Origin of the sequence: Ekhidna algicida (assembly GCF_051379705.1) — a bacterium.
Classification (GTDB): Bacteria; Bacteroidota; Bacteroidia; order Cytophagales; family Cyclobacteriaceae; genus Ekhidna.
The window spans coordinates 2,971,009-2,990,346 of the sequence record NZ_CP179868.1 but is presented as its reverse complement, the minus strand read 5'-3'; the positions used below and the strand labels follow the sequence as shown (position 1 = coordinate 2,990,346).

Genomic DNA, 19,338 nt, shown 5'->3' with positions numbered 1-19,338 from the left:
AAACATCAAATCTCTTAACTTCGCCAATCCAAACATTATCCAAATGTCAAACACCCTTCAAATAACCCAAAAAGACAATCTAGGCATCCTAACCTTCAACCGTCCGGATGTCTTCAACAGCTTCAATAAAGAGCTTGCACTAGCCGTGAAAGAAGCACTGGATGAATACGCAAAAGATTCCAGCATTCGAGCCATCATGCTGACCGGAAATGGAAAAGCATTCTGTGCCGGTCAGGATCTGCAGGAGGCCATTGCTGACAATGGACTTGAAATAGAGCAGATTGTAGACGAGCACTACAACCCCATCATTAGACAACTTCGAAGCATAGAAAAGCCAATCATAGCAGCTGTAAATGGAGTGGCTGCCGGTGCCGGAGCAAACATTGCCCTGGCTTGCGATGTGGTGGTAGCTACAGAGTCTGCCGCATTTATCCAGGCATTCAGTAAGATTGGATTGGTGCCAGACAGTGGCGGAACATTTATGCTACCGCGAATCATTGGATTTGGAAAAGCATCTGCACTCATGATGCTGGGAGACAAAGTATCCGCTAAAGACGCCGAGCAAATGGGAATGATCTATAAAGTAGCGAGCGACGATACCTTTATGGATGAAGCAGAAGCTGTGGCTCAAAAGCTTGCCATCATGCCTACCAAAGGCTTAGCCTACACCAAGCATTTGTTGAATCAATCTTTTGTTAATGATTTGGATCAGCAGCTGAAGTTGGAGAAAGAATGGCAGTTTAAAGCCACCGAAACACACGACTACAAAGAAGGTGTGAATGCCTTCATCGAGAAACGAAAACCAGAATTTAAAGGAGAATAATGCCAAAGTTAAGCGTGATAGGAGCCGGCACCATGGGTACCGGAATAGCACAAGTTGCAGCCACGGCCGGCTGGGATGTGGTGATCAACGATACCAACACTGAGATCTTGGAAAAGTCTTCCGCCAGTTTGGTAAAAGTGATGAACCGATTGGTCGAGAAAGAAAAGATCGATCAGGAGACAGCCGATAAAATCCTGAGAAGAATAGACTTTACCGATGATCAGCAGTACTTTGAGAATTCAGACTTGGTGATTGAGGCGATCGTAGAGAATATAGACATCAAGAGGAAGGTCTTCGCGGCAGTAGAGAAGATCGTACGTGAAGACACGATCATCGCGTCAAATACCAGCTCGCTTTCGCTTGCTTCCATTGGTGCCTCTTTGGAAAATCCTGCTCGATTTGTAGGCATACATTTCTTCAATCCGGCACCATTGATGCCATTGGTAGAAATTATCCCAGCCGTACAGACCGCTGAGGAGACAACTAAGCAAGCAAAAGATTGGGTGGATAGCTGGAAGAAACTAACTGTGCTCGCCAAAGACACTCCCGGATTCATTGTAAATCGTGTGGCACGTCCGTTTTATGGAGAATCCCTGCGCATGTATGAAGAAGGTATCGCTGACTTTGCCACCATCGATTGGGCCATGAAAGAGCTCGGTGGCTTCCGAATGGGACCATTCGAGCTGATGGACTTCATCGGAAATGACATCAACTATACGGTAACAGAAACCGTCTTTCAATCCTTTTTCTACGATCCACGCTACCGACCATCGTTTACACAAAAGCGCATGTCAGAAGCCGGATTTCTTGGACGCAAATCCGGACGCGGATATTACGACTATGCCGAAGGAGCAACAAAGCCAGAGCCTACCAAAGACGAAGAGCTAGGTCATAAAATCCTCAATCGAGCATTGGTGATGCTCATCAATGAGGCTGCCGACGCACTCTTCTTGAATATTGCCAGCCGAGAAGACATTGATACGGCCATGACCAAAGGAGTTAACTACCCAAAAGGTTTACTCAAATGGGCAGATGAGAAAGGCATCGATTGGTGTGTGGAGCAACTGGATCTTCTTTATGATGAATACCGAGAAGATCGCTACCGATGCAGCCCACTGCTGAGAAGAATGAAATCAAAAAAGCAAAGGTTTTATTAAATTATTATCGTCATTCCGAACCTGAAGAATGAGGGTGCTGGAATCCCACTAATTGGGGACTCCTTCGGCTTTCGACTTCATCTCAACCCTCGGAGTGACGTTTAGAAAAAATGAGCAAAGCGAATAAAATAGTATCCGAGATGATGGCCAAAGACACCTTTAGTCAATGGCTGGGTATTGAAGTTCTGGAAGTAAAAGAAGGGTTTGCTAAAATCAAGATGACGGTTAGAAATGAAATGCTCAATGGCCATCTCGTGGCACATGGAGGCATCTCTTTTTCACTCGCCGATTCCGCTTTTGCCTTTGCATCCAATTCGCATGGACAAAAAGCTGTCTCCATCGAGACCTCCATCAATCACATCAAACCTATTTTTGAAGGTGACGAGCTCATCGCCACAGCAGAAAAAGAAAGCACCTCGAAGAGTTTGGGACAGTACATTGTGCGTGTCACACGGGGAGAAGAGCTTGTTGGATTGTTTAAAGGAGTGGTTTTTCGAAAACAAGAAGAATGGAAAGTATAATTAATATCAAGATGAAAAATCAACTAGTCATCCTTACTTTTTTGTCCTTAGTAATGCTCTCATGCAGTAAAGTAGATACGAGTATTTCAAGTGATTTTTCAGGAATCGTTTATGAATATGCAACAGAAAGGCCTTTAGCCGGAATTGAGGTTATCATGAGCGCCAAAAATTCTCCTACCGATCTGATTTTTTCAGGAACTACCACAACCGATAATGAAGGTAGGTTTTATTTCAACCCCGAACAAAGCGATACAATACTCGCATATAACTACAGTGCCAAAGCGGAAGGTTTTGAAATCGAAGCACCTACTGAATTTCTCATTGCCTATCAAAACAACCCTCCAAACTATGACACGCTAATCGCTTATGAAGATGCCTATATTAAAGTCATAGTTAACCCAGCTGGAGGAGCTGACAACTATGGATTTAACGTTAGCTTGTTTAATGACGAAATTCCCTTTTCATTTTTCAATAGATTGGCTTTCCAAGATTCTGATGAGGTTCAGGTAGGCATCAAAAAACTTTTTAAAACAAAGACACCAATCAAAGTTGTTTGGTATAAAGACAATCAAGATTTTGAAGAAGAAATAGAGCTGCTGGCTCAAGACACAGTATCAATTACAATAAGCTACTAATGAACGTACAAATACCTGATCATATCGCCGCAATTAGAAGCTACCAGCCAGGTAAGACCATCCCACAGCTACAAGAAGAATACGGCTGGGAAAAGGTGGCCATTTTGTGGAACAATGAAAATACGCTGGGCTACTCGCCAAAGTCCAAAAAAGCCGTGATCGACGCGTATGAATCGATCAATTACTATCCGGACCCAGTGAGCCGAGACTTGAAGGAGGCGCTTGCAAAAAAATACGGAAAGAAACCTGAGCAGATCTTTGTAGGAAATGGATCAGAATCTGTGCTGATGCAAACGCTACGTGCGGTTTGCACCGGAGAAGACGAGTTCTTAACGTCTGAAGGTGGCTTTGTGATCATTTATAATTGGGCGAAAATCAACAACGTGAGATGTGTGGCCATGCCGATGACTTCCACCTATGAGTTTGACTTGGAGGCCATCAAGAGCCGGATCAATCGCAACACCAAGGTGATTTACCTCGCCAACGTGAATAACCCGACAGGCACGATGATTACGCAAGCCGAGCTCGACAGCTTCATGCAGCATGTCCCTGATCATATCCTTGTCATCATCGATGAAGCCTACTTCGAATATTCCGAAGCGCTGCATCCGGACTTCCCTGACTCGCTGAAGATGAACTATCCAAACATCCTGACCCTACGTACTTTCAGCAAAGCGTACGGTATCGCCGGGGTGAGACTGGGATTTGGTGTCGGAGACGAAAAGATCATTGATGCACTCAACAAGGTGAAGCTGACCTTCGAGCCTACCGCCATGGCGCAGGCCGCCGGCATGGGCGCACTGAATGACACTGCATTTCTCAAGAAGACCATCGACAACAACACCAAGCAGCTGAAATACTTCTACAAGGAGTTTGATCGGCTAGGCATAAAGTATGTGCGTTCATACGCCAACTTCATCATGACCGTCTGGAAAGACAAGGAAGAAGTGATGCAGATTTTTGAAAAGCTCATGCAGCGTGGCGTACTTGTACGACCTCTCTATGACCCAATCAGCCACTGCATACGCATATCTGTAGGCAAGCCGGAAGAGAATCAGCATTGCGTAGAAGCGCTGGGTGAAGTCCTCTCGTAGTTGTCATCCCGGACTTGATCCGGGATCTTCCTATGCTGTCATACCGCACTTGATGCGGTATCAGGAGAGAACACCTCCCTTTCCACTTCCGCTGATATCCGCGCTGTACGCTTTACTTCGTGTTCGCTCCCATCCCGTCTAGTGGCTAAGAGGTTTGCCTTGATAAACTGATGCTATCTAAAAATTAAAAAGTCACTCTGAAGATGCCGTTTCGGAGAACGGCATGACAGAGCGCAATATCAACTATTCAGTCATACCTAACTTGATCAGGTATCTTCAGAGATAGAGCACAAGCTACAAGCTTGCGGTAGCGAGGGGAATTGGGGCACGCGTTGCAAACGCGCGCTAGCACATTTTCCTAAAAACATAAATAATTAATTGTCAAATCCCGACATTCAGTTATTTGTAGTACCTTTCTAGATGTTCATCACTAGTAATTATTTTGCAAAACGCCACAGCTCTTGAGCTTGATTTAGAAATTTTAAATGATCTAATTGAGAAATTAGTTAGAACAAGTTTATTCGATATTTCCTCAGTCCTTAAAGAGGTTACCATATATGATCAGGTTGATGGTACGGAAGCATTATCTCATTTTTATCATGTAGAGCTTGATGGTAATGGACGACCTAGAACTAAGGATTTCATAGAGTATATAGCAACTAGAGTTGTCGACTATTCAATACCACGATCAGAAATAGAAGAAGCCAGAAGTTCCACTTCAACAGGATCTCTATTGGCATTGCAAAGAAAAGCAATTAGTCTATTTACACATCTAAAAAACACAGGTGAGGGTGGTGAAATACTGCTTTATATTTTGGCTGAGGAAATTCTAAAAATACCCCAGTTGATATGCAAGATGCCACTTAAAACAAGCTCTCAAATGCACTATCATGGTGTTGATGGAATTCACGGCGAATATGATCCTGTTACAAATCAACTAGCCTTGTATTGGGGGGAATCAAAGTTGCATGCTAATGTTAGTAGCGGTGTCAAAGCATGTTTTGAAAGTATCAAAGATTACTTGTTAAGTCCACACAGCTCAACATCAACTCAGGAAAGAGATATACAATTGATTTCTGCTAATTTGGATTTAAGTGATACGCAATTAGTAGAAGCTTTATTGACTTATTTTGATAAGGGCAATCCTAATTTTAATAAGGTTAACTATCGGGGACTTTGTATGGTCGGTTTTGATAGTGAAAATTATCCAGACAAACCAAATCATATGACTAGTCAGGAACTCACTAAGCTTATAAAGAAAGAAGTATCCACATTCAAAGAGCTAATCAAAACAGAGATAGAGGAACATGATCATTTAAACACTTATCACATTCATATTTTTATGATTCCATTTACGTCGGTTGCCGAGTTTAGATCGGAACTTTTAAAAGCTTTAGGGATCAAATGAACAATTTAGCAAAAAGCATTTTCGAGTCTTCTTCCTTTTCAGAGTCATATGAAGAGGTACTTTTGAGATCAGTGAGAAGAGGGTTTGACACCCTAGTATATTCTGGTGAAAAGGAAAAGGAATTAGATTGGTCTCATTTAATTTCCTTGGCTAGAATACTTCAAGAATCAGAAGAGTTTCATCACCTTGATGCCTCCCTCAGAATAACACAACATTGCTTGAATGATTCAAAAAGCACAGACCAACATAAGCTAGCGGCAGCCATCGTACTTGAAGGCTTGACCAATAAACCTGCAATCCAATTAGCTATTAAACGAAATTTTTTAGAGGAAACATATCTTGATAAAGTACCACTACCAATCTCATGGGAGATTGCCAGAAGAAATATTGAGTATTCAATATTTGGCGGAAAAAATGAAATAATCTCATTAAATAAGTTTCAAAAGAAAGTTTATAATGAGTATAAAAATCAAGACTTAATCAGTATTTCAGCACCTACTAGTGCTGGTAAATCATTCATACTTGAAAGAATTCTTTTAGAAGAAATCACAAAAAATGATGATATTCTAAGCATAGTTTTTATTGTTCCTTCAAGGGCATTGATAAGCCAAGTTGAGCAAGAATTAAAGGATATGTTTGCTGACAATGAGGTTGAGGGTGTATATATCTCCACTGTACCTCAATTCACTCAGGAGTTCAATCAATTTAATAAGAGAGTTCTTGTTTTCACGCAGGAAAGATTGCATTGGTTTAAAACTGAAGTTCCAGATTATAAAATTGATATTCTTGTTGTGGATGAAGCTCATAAAATTAGCGACGGAACCAGAGGAATTTTATTACAGCAAAAGCTTGAAGAACTATTCGTAAATGGCGAGAAAGGTAAAGTGTATTTTTCGAGTCCATTCACATCCAATCCAGGGGTGCTATTAGAATTATTTCCTCAAATAAACAATAAGGCTCCGGTTCAAACTGAATATGTTTCAGTAAATCAAAACCTAATATTCGTTACCCAAAAACCTAGAAAGCCCAAGGTTTGGGAATTAAGGCTAGCTACTAAAACAGAATCATATGAACTAGGTGAGATTAATTTGAAGTTTCGACCTGATCGCCAAGGTAAAAAATTCATGTTTATTGTGCATGAATTGAGTGATCAAACAGGTGGCAATTTGATCTACGCAAATGGGCCCGCTGATGCTGAAAAGTATTCCTCTATCCTATTTGATCTTCTTGAAAATATTGAGGATGAGGAGCTAGATGATCTAATTGATTTGGCTTCCAAAATTGTTCATAAATCATATGCTCTTACTAAGGTTCTGAAACGAGGTGTGGCATTTCATTATGGAAATATGCCTTTGATTATTAGAACTGAAATAGAGAGACTTTTTAAGATAAATAAGATAAAATACTTGGTCTGCACTTCTACACTGCTGGAAGGTGTCAATCTGCCAGCAAAATCAATATTTATTAGAAGACCAACAAGAGGACCAGGAAACCCAATGGATGCATCAGATTTTTGGAATTTAGCTGGTAGAGCTGGTCGATGGGGTAAAGAATTTCAAGGAAATGTGATTTGTATTGAACCTTCTGATTGGGACAATCCTCCAAATCCAGCAAGGGATAAAATCTATATCAAAAAAGCTGTTGATGGACTGCATCAAAATAAAGCCAAGCTAATTCAATTCATAAAAGATGGAACTCCACGAACTAGGTTAGATATGAATCTTGAATATGGCTTTTCATATTTTTATTCAAAATACCTAAACAACAATCTGAACACCGATATTGACTTAGAAAATGAACTACTTCCAATCTTCAATGATATATCTGAAGCGATTTCTATACCTAAGGAAATAATTTTAAGAAATCCTGGTATATCACCTATTGCCCAACAACGTTTGCTAGAAGAGTTTCAAACCTTCTCAAATGACTACTCACAACTAATTCCCGAATTTCCAGAAAGCGAAGACGCGGCTATTAATTCGTATGAACCAATTCTATCAAGAATCAACAGACTCCTTTCTGGTGATCCAGAAACATTATCTCCGTATCAAGCGATTCTCGTGGTAAACTGGATGAACGGTTATCCTCTATCTACTCTGATTGAAAGCAGCTACAGATATTGGATAAGAAGAAGGCTCCCAAAGACCATATCGAATGTAATTAGGCAATCAATGAAGGATGTCGAGGAATTCGCCAGATTCAAGTTTGCAAAATATTCAGGTTGCTATATTGATATATTAAGACACCTGCTCCGAAACGAAGGAAAATTAGATTTGATTGAAAATATACCTGAGTTGAATATCTGGTTAGAATTTGGAGTATCTAGGCAGACTCAAGTCTCTTTAATCAGTTTGGGATTAAGCAGAAACACATCAATAATGTTATCTGAATTTATAGCTGATGACAACCTTAGCAGGTCTCAATGTGTTGAATGGCTTATGAAAAATGATTTTAGGAAGCTTGACTTATCTCCCATAATTATTAAAGAAATCGAAAAAGCTATTAAAATCGCTTAATTGTATTCAGCCGGTACTTTTCGCCTTGGTTTGTGTCCTCAACAAACAGAGATTTCGATAAATACTCAACAGGTTGGTGAAGACACCAACCTTGGCTTAGGAATAATACAAAATAGAAAATAAAGGATAAAAATGAAGGTCTGCATTACGTAAGCTCCACCAACTCACTAAGCGAAACGCCAAGCACATCAGCTACTTCATATAAGGAATACAAGGTGGGATTTACTTTTCCGTTTTCGAGCTTTTCTACAGCCTGTCGGTCTTTGCCAAGATGCCGTGCAAGATCAGATTGGCTCCAGCCTTTTTGCTGCCGCAATTCAATGATTCGCTGGCCGATCTTCGTATTGAGTTGATCTTTGGTCACAAACCAAAAATCTTGCAATACATGGATAAGTTTGTCATATTAAAATATGACACAATCATTATCTTTAATTAGCTTAGTCTTTATTCCAGCTATGACAACCTTAACTCCTGCCTGCATAGAAAGACTTGATGACTTATTCGGACTGATCCATGTGAGTGAATTCAAATCCAATCTGAGAAACTTGCTTCTCTACTATCTCATCCATGAAGCAGAAGAGCTCCCTGAAGGTTATGGCCATTTCATAGAGGATATGCAGTTCGTTCTTAATTGCCTGGATGAAATAGAAAAAGAACTTTCGATCGGAAATAAGTGACCGCTACACGGAGGACAATACCCTCAACCCGGGGAACAATAACCTCAACGTGGAGAGCAATAACCTCAACACGGAGGATGATAACCTCAACACGGAGAGCAATAACCTTAAGGCGGAGGGTGATAACCTCAACACGGAGGAGAGTTCCGTCAACACGGAGAGTGATAACCATAAGGCGGAGGACAATTCCGTCGACACGGAGAACAATACCCTCAAGACGGAGAGTAATAACCTTAAGGCGGAGGATAATAACCTCAACGTAGTTGAAAGTACCCTCAACTTTGGGAATAATACAGGCGACTTAGATAATGATACCAGCAACATAAACGAAGATGCCGTGTCAAGCACGGCATAACAAAGTACACCACCCTACCATTCAGTCATACCTGACTTGATCAGGTATCTTCAGTTAAGATTGAGAGTACGATTTATGTGTACAAATGGTCAATGTGATATAGTTGGTATTGGAAGTCAAATCCTCCCCCTATTAAATTCCAAATAAGATTCATTGATCAAAAGCTCAAATAATGTCACATAAAGAATACTATGTTTATATCCTTACGAATCACTCGCGAACTGTACTTTATACTGGAATGACAAACGATATTGAGCGAAGAGTATTTGAGCATAAACAGAAACTGAATCCAAAATCATTTTCAAGTAAATATCAGGTGAGTTTATTGATGTGGTTTGAGACTCATAATGATGCGAACGAGGCAATAAAAAGAGAGAAACTAATTAAGCGGTGGAAAAGAACATGGAAAGTAGAACTTATTAAAAAGGAGAATCCCGAATGGATTGATTTGTCAAGAGATTGGTTTGATTAGTATTGGTGAAGGAAGATGCCGTGTCAAGCACGGCATGACACTGACTGCACCGCCCAACCATTCGGTCATACCTGACTTGATCAGGTATCTTCAGATTCTAACATTCAACAAACTCGAAGGAAGATGCCGTGTCAAGCACGGCATGACAAACTGCACTACTCAACCTTCAGTCATACCTGAATGGATCAGGTATCTTCAGATTCCAATAATCAACAAACTTGAAGGAAGGTGCCGTCTCGGAGCACGGCATGACAAAGTACACCACCCTACCATTCAGTCATACCTGACTTGATCAGGTATCTTCAGATTCCAATAATCAACAAACTTGAAGGAAGATGCTGTCTCGGAGCACGGCATGACAAAGTACACCACCCTACTATTCAGTCATACCTGACTTGATCAGGTATCTTCAGATTCTAACATTCAACAAACTTGAAGGAAGATGCTGTCTCGGAGCACAGCATGACAAAGTACACCACCCTACTATTCAGTCATACCTGACTTGATCAGGTATCTTCAGATTCCAATAATCAACAAACTTGAAGGAAGGTGCCGTCTCGGAGCACGGCATGACAAAGTACACCACCCTACCATTCGGTCATACCTGACTTGATCAGGTATCTTCAGATTCTAACATTCAACAAACTTGAAGGAAGGTGCCGTCTCGGAGCACGGCATAACAAAGTACACCACCCTACCATTCAGTCATACCTGACTTGATCAGGTATCTTCAGAGTCTAATATTCAATAAACACAAAGGAAGATGCCGCGAAGCACGGCATGACAGAAACATTATTTGCTGCGGCCATGCCGCACGCCTCTGATCGCTTCAGCCGTCCATGGATCGTCCGGCCAGTGGTGTTTGGGATAGCGACCTTTGAGGTCTTTGCGCACCTCGAAGTAGGTTTCATTCCAGAAGTTTTTCAGATCGGATGTCACCTGCACAGGTTTGAAGCCCGGAGATAATAAGTGAATCAGCAACGGCTGCTTTCCATCGTTTACTGTCGGAGTTTCGGCCATACCAAAGAGTTCCTGAATGCGAGCTGCTAAAACAGGTGCTTCGCCATTGTCGCGATACATGATCTTGATGCTGGAGCCGCTGGGCACTTCCATTTTGGCTGGAGCCAAACGCTGCAACTCCTGCTGCATCTCGTAAGGCATGGAATGTAGCAAGACCTCATATAGGTTGATCTTCTTCAGGTCTCTCGGATTCTTTACATCCTCCAGATATGGCGCAAGCCACTCCGCATTGGTCATCAATAATGTTTCCGTGCTGAGATCAGGCAAGTCATTTAAAGGCTCCCATTTTTTTATGCTTCTAACCCTGTTCTGCAGTTGCTCTACCTCTTCATTCCAATCCAGTAGGGTGCGACCTTCACGCTTGATTGCCTGAACGATGGCATCCTTCAAGTGTGAAGGATCGGGATCCGGAAGTGGCACAGATTTGAGTACAATACTCCCGATGCGCAAGTCTTTGCTGGCGTTGAGGCCTCCATCTTCGGTATCCCATTCCACTACGTCCACTTCTTTCACGCGAGGAGCCAGGTCTTTGGGATTTAGTGGAGAAGCCATGAATATTTTTCCCATGCCATCACGCGCATCAAGGTTGGCAATGGCAAGCCACGACTCATGTGCCAGATCGTCTTTGTGTCCGGCCATTGCAATACGGCCGTTCGCAAGCTTGAATTGAGCATTGTTGCCCGGTCGGGCAAATGCAATACGTTCAGGAAAAGCATGTGTGAGCAGTAAGCCCGTCTCATACGGATCGAATGGATCATTATCTACCTCCGCATCGAACAGCTGGCGGTAAGAACCGGCAATTTTCTCTATGCGATCAAAACGTCCACCTTTTCGGTCTTCTCTTCGATGTGTTCTCAGCGCTTCAATCCGGCTGTTGATATCTATGCCCGCTTCTCTTCCCAATGGATCACGTTCCTCCAACAGTGCGGCAACATCTGCTGCCAGGCTCACGAGTCCCTCCTCCTCAGCCATGAGCATCATGTGTGCGAGTCGCGGATGACAAGGCAGTCGGTGCACTTCTTTTCCATGCTCGGTGATGCGACCATTTTCCAATGCCTCTACCTCGTGCAATGTCTGCACAGCCGCTTGCCATGCGCCTCGTGGTGGCGGAGAAAGCCAGGTCAAGCTCATCGGATCGCTGATGCCCCAGCTTGCCAGATCCAGTGCAAGTGAAGCCAAATCTGATTCCAGAATTTCCGGTGTGCGATGTTCTTGCAATCGGCTGTCGGTCACCTTGGACCACATGCGGAAGCACACACCCGGACTTAATCGTCCGGCGCGTCCGGCGCGCTGATCTGCTGAATCTTTGGATATCTGCACAGTTTCTAATCTCGACAGTCCAGATTTTGGATCCCATTTCATAGTTCTTCCAAAGCCCGTATCTACCACCACTTTAATTCCTTCAATCGTCAAGCTGGTCTCTGCGATGTTGGTGGCCAACACGACTTTCCGTCTTCCTTCTCTATCCGGGAGGATGGCCGCTTTCTGCTTGTTGTAAGGTAACTGCCCATACAATGGATGGATGGAGAAGCCGCGCAGCTTGGATTTGAGTATACCTGCACATTTGGTGATCTCGCCTTGACCGGGAAGAAACACAAGGATGTCACCCTCATGAACTTTGGAGGCTTTAACAATCGTATTGGCAGTCATTTCAGGAATCATGAATTGATCCTGATCGCCTACATATTCTATATCCACCGGATACTGGCGCCCTTTACTTTCCACTACTGGTGCTTTCAGCGATTGCATCAGCTGAGGCATATTCAATGTAGCAGACATAACCATGATTTTCAAGTCTGGTCGTAGGACTTGCTGAGATTCCCTGCAAAGCGCCAAGGCTACATCTGCGTGGATGCTGCGCTCATGAAATTCATCAAAGATGACCAAGCCTACACCTTCAAGCGAGTTGTCTCCATGGAGCATACGAGTGAGAATCCCTTCTGTGACTACCTCCACTTTGGTTGCGTCACTTATCCTGGTTTCAAATCGGATGCGGTAGCCGACGGTCTCTCCTACTTTCTCGCCGATCAGTTCGGACAGTCGCATAGCGATGGAGCGTGCAGCCAGCCGCCGTGGCTCCAGCATAATGATCTTTTGTCCTTTAAGCCACACTTCTTCCATCAAAGCAATGGGAATCAGGGTACTCTTTCCTGCACCCGGTGGTGCATGTACAATGAGCGTATTTTCCTGCTCAAGTTGAGATTTTACTTCATCAAGAATTTCTACAATGGGTAGGTCTATGGACTTGGGATCGAAAGGCATTTGGCGAAGTTAGTATTCTCTCTTGTATACAGAAGGATTCATTGAAGATGCCGTCTCGGAGCACTGCATGACAAACTGCACTACCCAACCATTCAGTCATACCTGACTTGATCAGGTATCTTCTTCTAAGCACAAGGGAGAAGTTATTCTGTGGAAGAGCCGTCTCGGAGCACGGCATGACACAGAGTGCAACTCCCAACCATTCAGTCATACCTGACTTGATCAGGTATCTTCTTCTAAGCACAACGGAGAAGTTATTCTGTGGAAGAGCCGTCTCGGAGCACTGCATGACAAACTGCACTACCCAACCATTCAGTCATACCTGACTTGATCCGGTATCTTCTTCTAAGCACAACGGAGAAGTTATTCTGTGGAAGAGCCGTCTCAGAGGACGGCATGACAAACTGCACTACCCAACCATTCAGTCATACCTGACTTGATCAGGTATCTTCAGATTCTAACATTCAGCTAACTCGAAGGAAGATGCCGTGTCGAGCACGGCATGACACAGAGTGCAACTCCCAACCATTCAGTCATACCTGACTTGATCAGGTATCTTCTTCTAAGCACAAGGGAGAAGTTATTCTGTGGAAGATGCCGTGTTAGACATCTTCAGTATTAATCATGTTACTTATTTGATCAAAATTTGGGGGCTTAAAACCATTTCGCTTACTAACAAGTAAATACCTTCATCACCCAATCCAGCTCAAAATGAAATTCACCACACTCACCATCTACCTTGCTGTATTTGCTTTAATAGTAAACACCTCTTTTTCTCAAACTCAATCTGACTCCACCAAGTATCAAATCACCACTACATCCGGTAGCGTCTTTGTAGGAATGATCATTGATGAGAATGAAAAAGAAGTAAAGATTGACGTTCAGGATATTGGAGTAATCACTATTCCAAGAGCTGAAATAAAAGAGATGATTGCGCTGGAGACACCTCCTTCGGCACAATCTGATCAGCTGTGGCCATACCAATATCAAACGTCTAATTATTTCGCATCATTGAGCGCGTATAGCCTGAAGAAAAAAGAAGGATATTATCAAAATGTCTGGATTCTTTTCAATAATGTTTCCTACGGACTTACTGACAATTTATCTATGGGAATAGGCACTATGGCCACTTTCTTTTTTACAGATTGGGCTCCTTTTTGGCTTACCGGCAAGTACACAGTCCCGATTGTCGAGAACAAATTTAATGCGGGCATTGGAGGTGTTTTTGGAGCAGTGGAAGACTCAAGTTTCGGGTTCCTTTATGGATTGGCCACTTTTGGTACAAGAGATCGGAACATTACGATAGGTGCCGGAAGTGCCTTCGGAGAAGGTGAAAACTCCGATATCCTTTTTACAATCAGCGGAACCTTCAGAACTGGCCCAAAATTTTATTTGATCTTGGACAGCTATCATATTCAGCAAGATGTCAGCTTCACCTTTATAGGAGGTCGGTCTATCATTGGTAGAGCCAGTTTAGAGTATGGATTGTTAACATCAAGAGACTTCAATTTTTTGGGGATTCCATTGTTGGGAGTGACGCTCCCTTTACATAAGAAATGATCGTCTCGGATCGATGATTTTCATTTTTCGACATCTGAAAATAGAAGATGCCGTGTCAAGCACAGCATGACAAAGTGCACCATCCCACCCTTCAGTCATACCTGACTTGATCAGGTATCTTCCTCTAAAAATTAAGGTCAGTTTTTACGGAAGATGCCGTTTCGGAGAACGGCATGACACAACGTGCAACTTCCAGCAATTCAGTCATACCTGACTTGATCAGGTATCTTCAGATTCTAACAACCAACAAACTTGAAGGAAGATGCCGTCAAGCACGGCATGATAGCTCTGGCTCAGGGTAAATCCTTTTCTACTTAGACGGGATGGGAGCGGCACGAAAGTAAAGCGTACAGCGCGGATATCAGCGGAGGTGAAATGGCACTTGTTCTCTCCAAATAAAAAAAGGGCACAAGCCATGCTATTCTTGTACCCTGTATAGACGCTAATGCGTATTCCTTAGTCTTCTTTTGTCTCCAGATTCCGTGTGATGAAGAATCCTACCACAAGGCCGAGTCCGCCAAAGACGAATAACATGGATGGGATGGCTACTTCTTCTTTCATATTCAGGCTATCCGATACCAGGTCTCCAATGAATATGCCCGCTCCAATACCCATGAAAAGCAAAGCAATGTTGAGGATAAACTTTGCAATAGAGAATTTTGATCCTTTGGAATTAAAAAGTGAAGCCTCTACTCCCTTTTCTATGAGAGCCAGACGTTCTTTATTTCTGGTAGTCAAAAACACGTATGCGATACCGAAAACGGTTCCGAAAAGTGCGAGGAAAACTATTAATGGTTCCATATCTATAATTTAAATTGTTACTGTTCTGCCCTTTTGACTACCACTTGTGGAAAGAGGTTACAGAAAGTGAAAATATTTCGTAACCTATAGTAGGCTTTGGTAGTCAAAGCTGAAAATGAACATGAAAACTGAGGCTGAACTTATCGATCGCATCCTAAAGGGAGAATGGCGCAACTTCGCCATTTTGGTGGATAAGTACGAAGCAAAGGTTTTTAATTACGTGAATTACCTGATGAATAATCGGGAGGATGCTGAGGAGATGGTACAGGACACATTTGTGAAAGCGTATCGATCGTTGAGTCAGTTTAGAGGAGAAGCCTCTTTCTCGACCTGGCTGATTCGTATTGCGCATCGGAACTGTCTCACACACTTTAGGAAAAAGGTACCTGCGAAGGTGTCTTTGGACAATGTGACGAATTCAAGTGCCGGCAACATGGTGAATTCACCCTCTAAAGATTTGCATCTGGATGATCGTAAGCAAGTATTGAATCGTGCTTTGGCACAATTGAAACCGGATGAGCGATCGGCGGTAACTTTGTTTTACTATCAGGAACTCTCGCTACAGGAAATATGCGATGTGACTGATCTGACGCTTTCTAATGTGAAGATACTTTTGCATAGAAGTCGGAAGAAATTACTAGAGATATTAAAAGATATGGGTGTTAAACAATCAACGTTATGATAGATATGAATCAGGAAGATGACTTGCTAAAACGATTGTTTGAAGAGAGTGAAGTACAGTCAAGCTCCAGCATCACCGAAAAGGTGATGCATCGGATAGATGTAAACCCGAAGGCTTTTGAATATGAGCCTGTGATCAGTAAGAAAGTTTGGGTGGTGCTGGGAAGTATGTTTGCGTTGGTCATGGCTTACCTCCTTTTCGATACCAGCGCTAACACCTTTGAAGTTCCAAAATTATTTGTCTTTCTGCAGGACAGCTTCTCGGGCCTTAGCGACAGCTTCACATTTGAGGTGACTAAACCAAGTCTTCCTAAAATCCCTTCTACGATACTTATCGCAATAGCTGCCATCAATGTCATTGGCATTTATCTGATGATCAGCTATAGATGGGTAAAAGGACTCTTCCGATAATAAAAAAGCCGCTACAAGTTGCAGCGGCTCATTCCAACGTGGTAAAATCATTCTTTATCATACTTGAAAACCCGTGTAGTTGCATAGCTGTCGTACTTCGGGAAGTATTCATTAAAGATCTTCTTATACTTCGGATATTTATCCCCCAGTACTTCCTTGCCATTTAGCAGATCAGAATACTGAAACATGAGTCTGACGCGCTTATTTTCAGCACTTAATATCCCATCTCGCACGAGTTCCTTTTTGATGTGCTTCATCATGGTTTCTCCTTTTTCTAGATTTTCACCGCTAATAATCGGAACTACTTTCCCATTTAATAGAAAAACGGTTGATGCAAAGCCTTCTTTACCAACACTTTTAATTGCTAGGCTAAGCTCTTCATTAGAATTCACTTTGACAGTATCCTGCTGGCTCAAAGGTGTTCTTACCTCATTCAGCTCTTTATCAGGCTCTGTTTTACTGATAAATGCGCTTCCTATAATGGAAGCTGCTAAAAACAAGCATATGATAAGTCCTGGTATCAATTTGCTCCTTTCATTTGAGTTGTTTGTTCTGTTCATCATTTTATTTATCCTTTTTATAAATTCTGAGTTGTTTCCTTTTGCAGCCAGACCCACGGAAGGTGATAGCTGTTGTTCCTGAAGCTTTAGCAAGGCATGTATATAGGTGGATTTTTTATGATCCTTTACCACCCGATCGTCACAAGCAAACTCCATGTCACTTCGTAGCTCTTTGATCATCACAAGTACAAATGGATTGAAGAAAAAAAGTGACTCCAGACTCGCCAGAAGTAAGTTGATTAGATAATCTTGCCGTTTTATGTGTACCATCTCGTGCATTAGGATGGTATCGATCTCATGATACGAAAAACCAGTATTCATGCCGATAGGAAGATAGATGATGGGTTTAAGCCATCCGCTGGTCAGCGGAGAGTTTATAAACGATGAAACTCTTACCTCCACATTGGATCTAATCTTCAGCTTCTGACTGATCTCCTTAATGACATCTAGAATCCTTTGATCTTCACTGGAATGAGAAACCCGCTTGATCCGTTGAATTTGATAGAATCCCGCATAGTATCGCAAGAAGCTAATAGCAAGTCCTATTAACCACACCATGCTAATCAAGACACTATTGGATGATATCCATAGTTCGAGTTTTTCAAACATTGAAAGCGAATCGTATTCAAAAAAATCTCCGTCAACCAATAAGAAGCCAATGTCATTACCTCTTTCAAATTCAATTTTTGTGACAAATACAATTCCTGTTACAACAAGAAATAGGATGATTGCACTCAATCGAATGGTGCTCTTTAGCTGGTGTTTGACTATGAATGTAGTCCCGACCTTCGCAACTAGCATCGTTAGTGCTCCGATCCAGAGTGAATGAACCAGCGTCCAAGTGAGGAGATGCGATAGTTGATTAAGCATCTCCATCGTTTTCCAATTTGTCTAACATGGCCCGAATTTCATCCAGCTCATCACGAGATGGTTTTTGATTACCCAGTGTTTGTAGAATCAGGTTTTTCGCAGAACCATTAAAAAGCTTATTCACAAACCCACCCAGCATCACCTGCTGAATATCAGATTGCTCAACAGCAGGAGAGTAAAGATGAGTTTGTCCTTGCGGCTGCCGAGAGAGCAATTCTTTTTCATGCATATTCTGCATGGTTTTTAATGTGGAGGTGTATCCCACTTTTTTATTCTGCGCGATAATTTCGTGTACTTGTCTGGTGGTAGCACTCCCTTTTTCCCACAATACACTAAGAATTTCAAGTTCGCTATTTGTTGGTTGATACTTTTTCATGTGATCTACGATTTTTTTCGTAATCCAAATAACAGATCATTTATTTTAACAAACAAGAAAACCTACGATTTTTTTCGTAGTTAGGTAAGAAAGCACAAAAAAACCACCTATCGTTACCGATAGATGGTCTATTTTCAATTAGTTTTAATTATACCTGACTCAACCCTCCATCCACTTCCAGTTCAACTCCATTGATATACGATGCATCATCAGAAGCCAGAAACAATACAGCTTTCGCTAATTCATCTGAAGATCCGAATCTGCCAAGTGGCACTTGCTGTGCAAATCCTTGTCCCATTTGATTCACCTCTTCTTCTGACATCCCGAGTTTACTGTAAATGGGTGTCTCAATTGGTCCGGGAGGTCTTTCTTTTCCGAAGTTCGCAAAGTTTTCGTTGGGTTTATCCCAAATGATCGTCCAGTCGATCCAACACATCGTCCCAGAATTTGTCGTAAAAGCCGAGCCAATCGTAAACCATTTTCAATGGTTTGGGGTCCGCCTGGCAAAAACGCTCTCTTCCTTGAGAAGTGATTGTGATCAGCCCGGCATCTTCCAGTGTTTTGATATGCTTAGTTACTCCTTGCCTGCTGATATCAAACTGTTCAGATATCTCTGTGATTGGCATGGCCACACTAGCCACTACAAGTGCGTGAAAAATCTCACGCCTCGTAGGGTCAGCTATGGCTTTAAATATTTTGCTAATGCGCTGGCTTGCTAATTTCATTTGTGAGGTATTCTGTTAGTCCTGAGATGCACATATTCCATCCTTTGTCGAAATGTCCAAGCATCTCCGTGGCTGCCTCCTCAGGATATTGAGATATGCCTGAATGCTCCAAAGTTAGCTTGGTACCATTATCAGATTCTTCTAAAACCCAAGATACCGTAGTGTCTATTTCGGTGTCTTCAACTCGCCAGGAGTATTTCAATGTGTAGGGAGAAGCCGCAAGTACTTTTCCTCGAATCTTCGTTCCTCCATGCTCTTCCGTGGCAGTAAATGTGTATTCATATCCTACCTGTGGCTTAAAGTCAGCTTGAATAAACCATTTGGAAATTTCCGCTCCTTCAGAAATAGCTTTCCATACTTTATCTATGGAGTGTGCAAATGTTTTTTCTTTTACTAGTACGTCTTTCATTTTTG

General features: G+C 42.2%; 21 protein-coding genes. 13 read left to right on the top strand and 8 right to left on the bottom strand.

The window, feature by feature from the left end:
- Positions 1 to 43 precede the first annotated feature (43 nt).
- The 7 genes from ACL8WY_RS13200 (at position 44) to ACL8WY_RS13170 (ending at position 8,154) form a co-directional block, all read left to right on the top strand.
- On the top strand, positions 44 to 823 hold the full coding sequence (locus ACL8WY_RS13200; protein ID WP_436515231.1) for an enoyl-CoA hydratase-related protein: 780 nt from the start codon (positions 44 to 46) through the stop codon (positions 821 to 823).
- A complete protein-coding gene (locus tag ACL8WY_RS13195) occupies positions 823 to 1,980 on the top strand; it encodes a 3-hydroxyacyl-CoA dehydrogenase NAD-binding domain-containing protein (RefSeq protein WP_436515230.1) in 1,158 nt (385 codons plus the stop codon). The genes ACL8WY_RS13200 and ACL8WY_RS13195 overlap by 1 nt, the downstream gene beginning before the upstream one ends.
- A 110-nt stretch (positions 1,981 to 2,090) precedes the next feature.
- Positions 2,091 to 2,501 (top strand): hydroxyphenylacetyl-CoA thioesterase PaaI, encoded by a 411-nt coding sequence (gene paaI / locus ACL8WY_RS13190; RefSeq protein WP_436515229.1) that lies wholly within the window; start codon positions 2,091 to 2,093, stop codon positions 2,499 to 2,501.
- A gap of 11 nt (positions 2,502 to 2,512) precedes the next feature.
- Positions 2,513 to 3,136 carry a hypothetical protein gene (locus ACL8WY_RS13185; protein WP_436515228.1) on the top strand — a complete coding sequence of 208 codons (624 nt, stop codon included), beginning with the start codon at positions 2,513 to 2,515 and terminating at the stop codon, positions 3,134 to 3,136.
- Positions 3,136 to 4,230, top strand: coding sequence for a histidinol-phosphate transaminase (gene hisC, locus ACL8WY_RS13180; RefSeq protein WP_436515227.1), 1,095 nt, complete (start codon positions 3,136 to 3,138; stop codon positions 4,228 to 4,230). Before ACL8WY_RS13185 ends, hisC begins: the two co-directional genes overlap by 1 nt.
- A gap of 442 nt (positions 4,231 to 4,672) precedes the next feature.
- A complete protein-coding gene (locus tag ACL8WY_RS13175; protein ID WP_436515226.1) occupies positions 4,673 to 5,638 on the top strand; it encodes a HamA C-terminal domain-containing protein in 966 nt (321 codons plus the stop codon).
- Positions 5,635 to 8,154, top strand: coding sequence for a DEAD/DEAH box helicase (locus ACL8WY_RS13170; RefSeq protein WP_436515225.1), 2,520 nt, complete (start codon positions 5,635 to 5,637; stop codon positions 8,152 to 8,154). The genes ACL8WY_RS13175 and ACL8WY_RS13170 overlap by 4 nt, the downstream gene beginning before the upstream one ends.
- 145 nt (positions 8,155 to 8,299) lie before the next feature.
- On the opposite strand, the gene ACL8WY_RS13165 is transcribed toward ACL8WY_RS13170, so the two are convergent.
- Positions 8,300 to 8,536, bottom strand: coding sequence for a helix-turn-helix domain-containing protein (locus ACL8WY_RS13165; protein ID WP_436515224.1), 237 nt, complete (start codon positions 8,534 to 8,536; stop codon positions 8,300 to 8,302).
- A 28-nt stretch (positions 8,537 to 8,564) separates the two neighbouring features.
- Here ACL8WY_RS13165 and ACL8WY_RS13160 point away from each other — a divergent pair, with 28 nt between their 5' ends.
- The 3 genes from ACL8WY_RS13160 (at position 8,565) to ACL8WY_RS13150 (ending at position 9,658) form a co-directional block, all read left to right on the top strand.
- Positions 8,565 to 8,831, top strand: a complete 267-nt coding sequence (locus tag ACL8WY_RS13160; RefSeq protein ID WP_436515223.1) for a hypothetical protein — start codon at positions 8,565 to 8,567, stop codon at positions 8,829 to 8,831.
- A 49-nt stretch (positions 8,832 to 8,880) separates the two neighbouring features.
- A complete protein-coding gene (locus ACL8WY_RS13155) occupies positions 8,881 to 9,186 on the top strand; it encodes a hypothetical protein (RefSeq protein ID WP_436515222.1) in 306 nt (101 codons plus the stop codon).
- A 172-nt stretch (positions 9,187 to 9,358) separates the two neighbouring features.
- Entirely contained in the window at positions 9,359 to 9,658 is a 300-nt protein-coding gene (locus ACL8WY_RS13150) for a GIY-YIG nuclease family protein (RefSeq protein WP_436515221.1), read from the top strand.
- A gap of 792 nt (positions 9,659 to 10,450) precedes the next feature.
- Here ACL8WY_RS13150 and hrpB read toward each other — a convergent pair.
- Complete coding sequence (gene hrpB, locus ACL8WY_RS13145) at positions 10,451 to 12,940, bottom strand: ATP-dependent helicase HrpB (RefSeq protein WP_436515220.1); 2,490 nt, start codon at positions 12,938 to 12,940, stop codon at positions 10,451 to 10,453.
- A 711-nt stretch (positions 12,941 to 13,651) separates the two neighbouring features.
- On the opposite strand from hrpB, the gene ACL8WY_RS13140 reads away from it, so the two are divergent.
- The gene (locus ACL8WY_RS13140; RefSeq protein WP_436515219.1) at positions 13,652 to 14,500 is read left to right on the top strand and encodes a hypothetical protein; all 849 of its coding nucleotides are present in this window, start codon (positions 13,652 to 13,654) and stop codon (positions 14,498 to 14,500) included.
- 456 nt (positions 14,501 to 14,956) lie between these two features.
- Here the strand turns inward: ACL8WY_RS13140 and ACL8WY_RS13135 are convergent, their stop codons facing one another.
- Complete coding sequence (locus ACL8WY_RS13135) at positions 14,957 to 15,301, bottom strand: DUF6249 domain-containing protein (RefSeq protein ID WP_436515218.1); 345 nt, start codon at positions 15,299 to 15,301, stop codon at positions 14,957 to 14,959.
- A 121-nt stretch (positions 15,302 to 15,422) separates the two neighbouring features.
- On the opposite strand from ACL8WY_RS13135, the gene ACL8WY_RS13130 reads away from it, so the two are divergent.
- Positions 15,423 to 15,983, top strand: coding sequence for an RNA polymerase sigma factor (locus tag ACL8WY_RS13130; protein WP_436515217.1), 561 nt, complete (start codon positions 15,423 to 15,425; stop codon positions 15,981 to 15,983).
- Positions 15,980 to 16,393, top strand: coding sequence for a hypothetical protein (locus tag ACL8WY_RS13125; RefSeq protein WP_436515216.1), 414 nt, complete (start codon positions 15,980 to 15,982; stop codon positions 16,391 to 16,393). The genes ACL8WY_RS13130 and ACL8WY_RS13125 overlap by 4 nt, the downstream gene beginning before the upstream one ends.
- A gap of 47 nt (positions 16,394 to 16,440) precedes the next feature.
- On the opposite strand, the gene ACL8WY_RS13120 is transcribed toward ACL8WY_RS13125, so the two are convergent.
- The 5 genes from ACL8WY_RS13120 to ACL8WY_RS13100 form a co-directional block, all read right to left on the bottom strand.
- Positions 16,441 to 17,823, bottom strand: coding sequence for a M56 family metallopeptidase (locus ACL8WY_RS13120; RefSeq protein ID WP_436515215.1), 1,383 nt, complete (start codon positions 17,821 to 17,823; stop codon positions 16,441 to 16,443).
- On the bottom strand, positions 17,816 to 18,199 hold the full coding sequence (locus ACL8WY_RS13115) for a BlaI/MecI/CopY family transcriptional regulator (RefSeq protein ID WP_436515214.1): 384 nt from the start codon (positions 18,197 to 18,199) through the stop codon (positions 17,816 to 17,818). The genes ACL8WY_RS13120 and ACL8WY_RS13115 overlap by 8 nt, the downstream gene beginning before the upstream one ends.
- Before the next feature lie 148 nt (positions 18,200 to 18,347).
- On the bottom strand, positions 18,348 to 18,635 hold the full coding sequence (locus ACL8WY_RS13110) for an SDR family oxidoreductase (protein ID WP_436515213.1): 288 nt from the start codon (positions 18,633 to 18,635) through the stop codon (positions 18,348 to 18,350).
- Entirely contained in the window at positions 18,601 to 18,924 is a 324-nt protein-coding gene (locus tag ACL8WY_RS13105; RefSeq protein ID WP_436515212.1) for an ArsR/SmtB family transcription factor, read from the bottom strand. The genes ACL8WY_RS13110 and ACL8WY_RS13105 overlap by 35 nt, the downstream gene beginning before the upstream one ends.
- Positions 18,899 to 19,333 carry an SRPBCC family protein gene (locus tag ACL8WY_RS13100; RefSeq protein ID WP_436515211.1) on the bottom strand — a complete coding sequence of 145 codons (435 nt, stop codon included), beginning with the start codon at positions 19,331 to 19,333 and terminating at the stop codon, positions 18,899 to 18,901. The genes ACL8WY_RS13105 and ACL8WY_RS13100 overlap by 26 nt, the downstream gene beginning before the upstream one ends.
- Positions 19,334 to 19,338 lie beyond the last annotated feature (5 nt).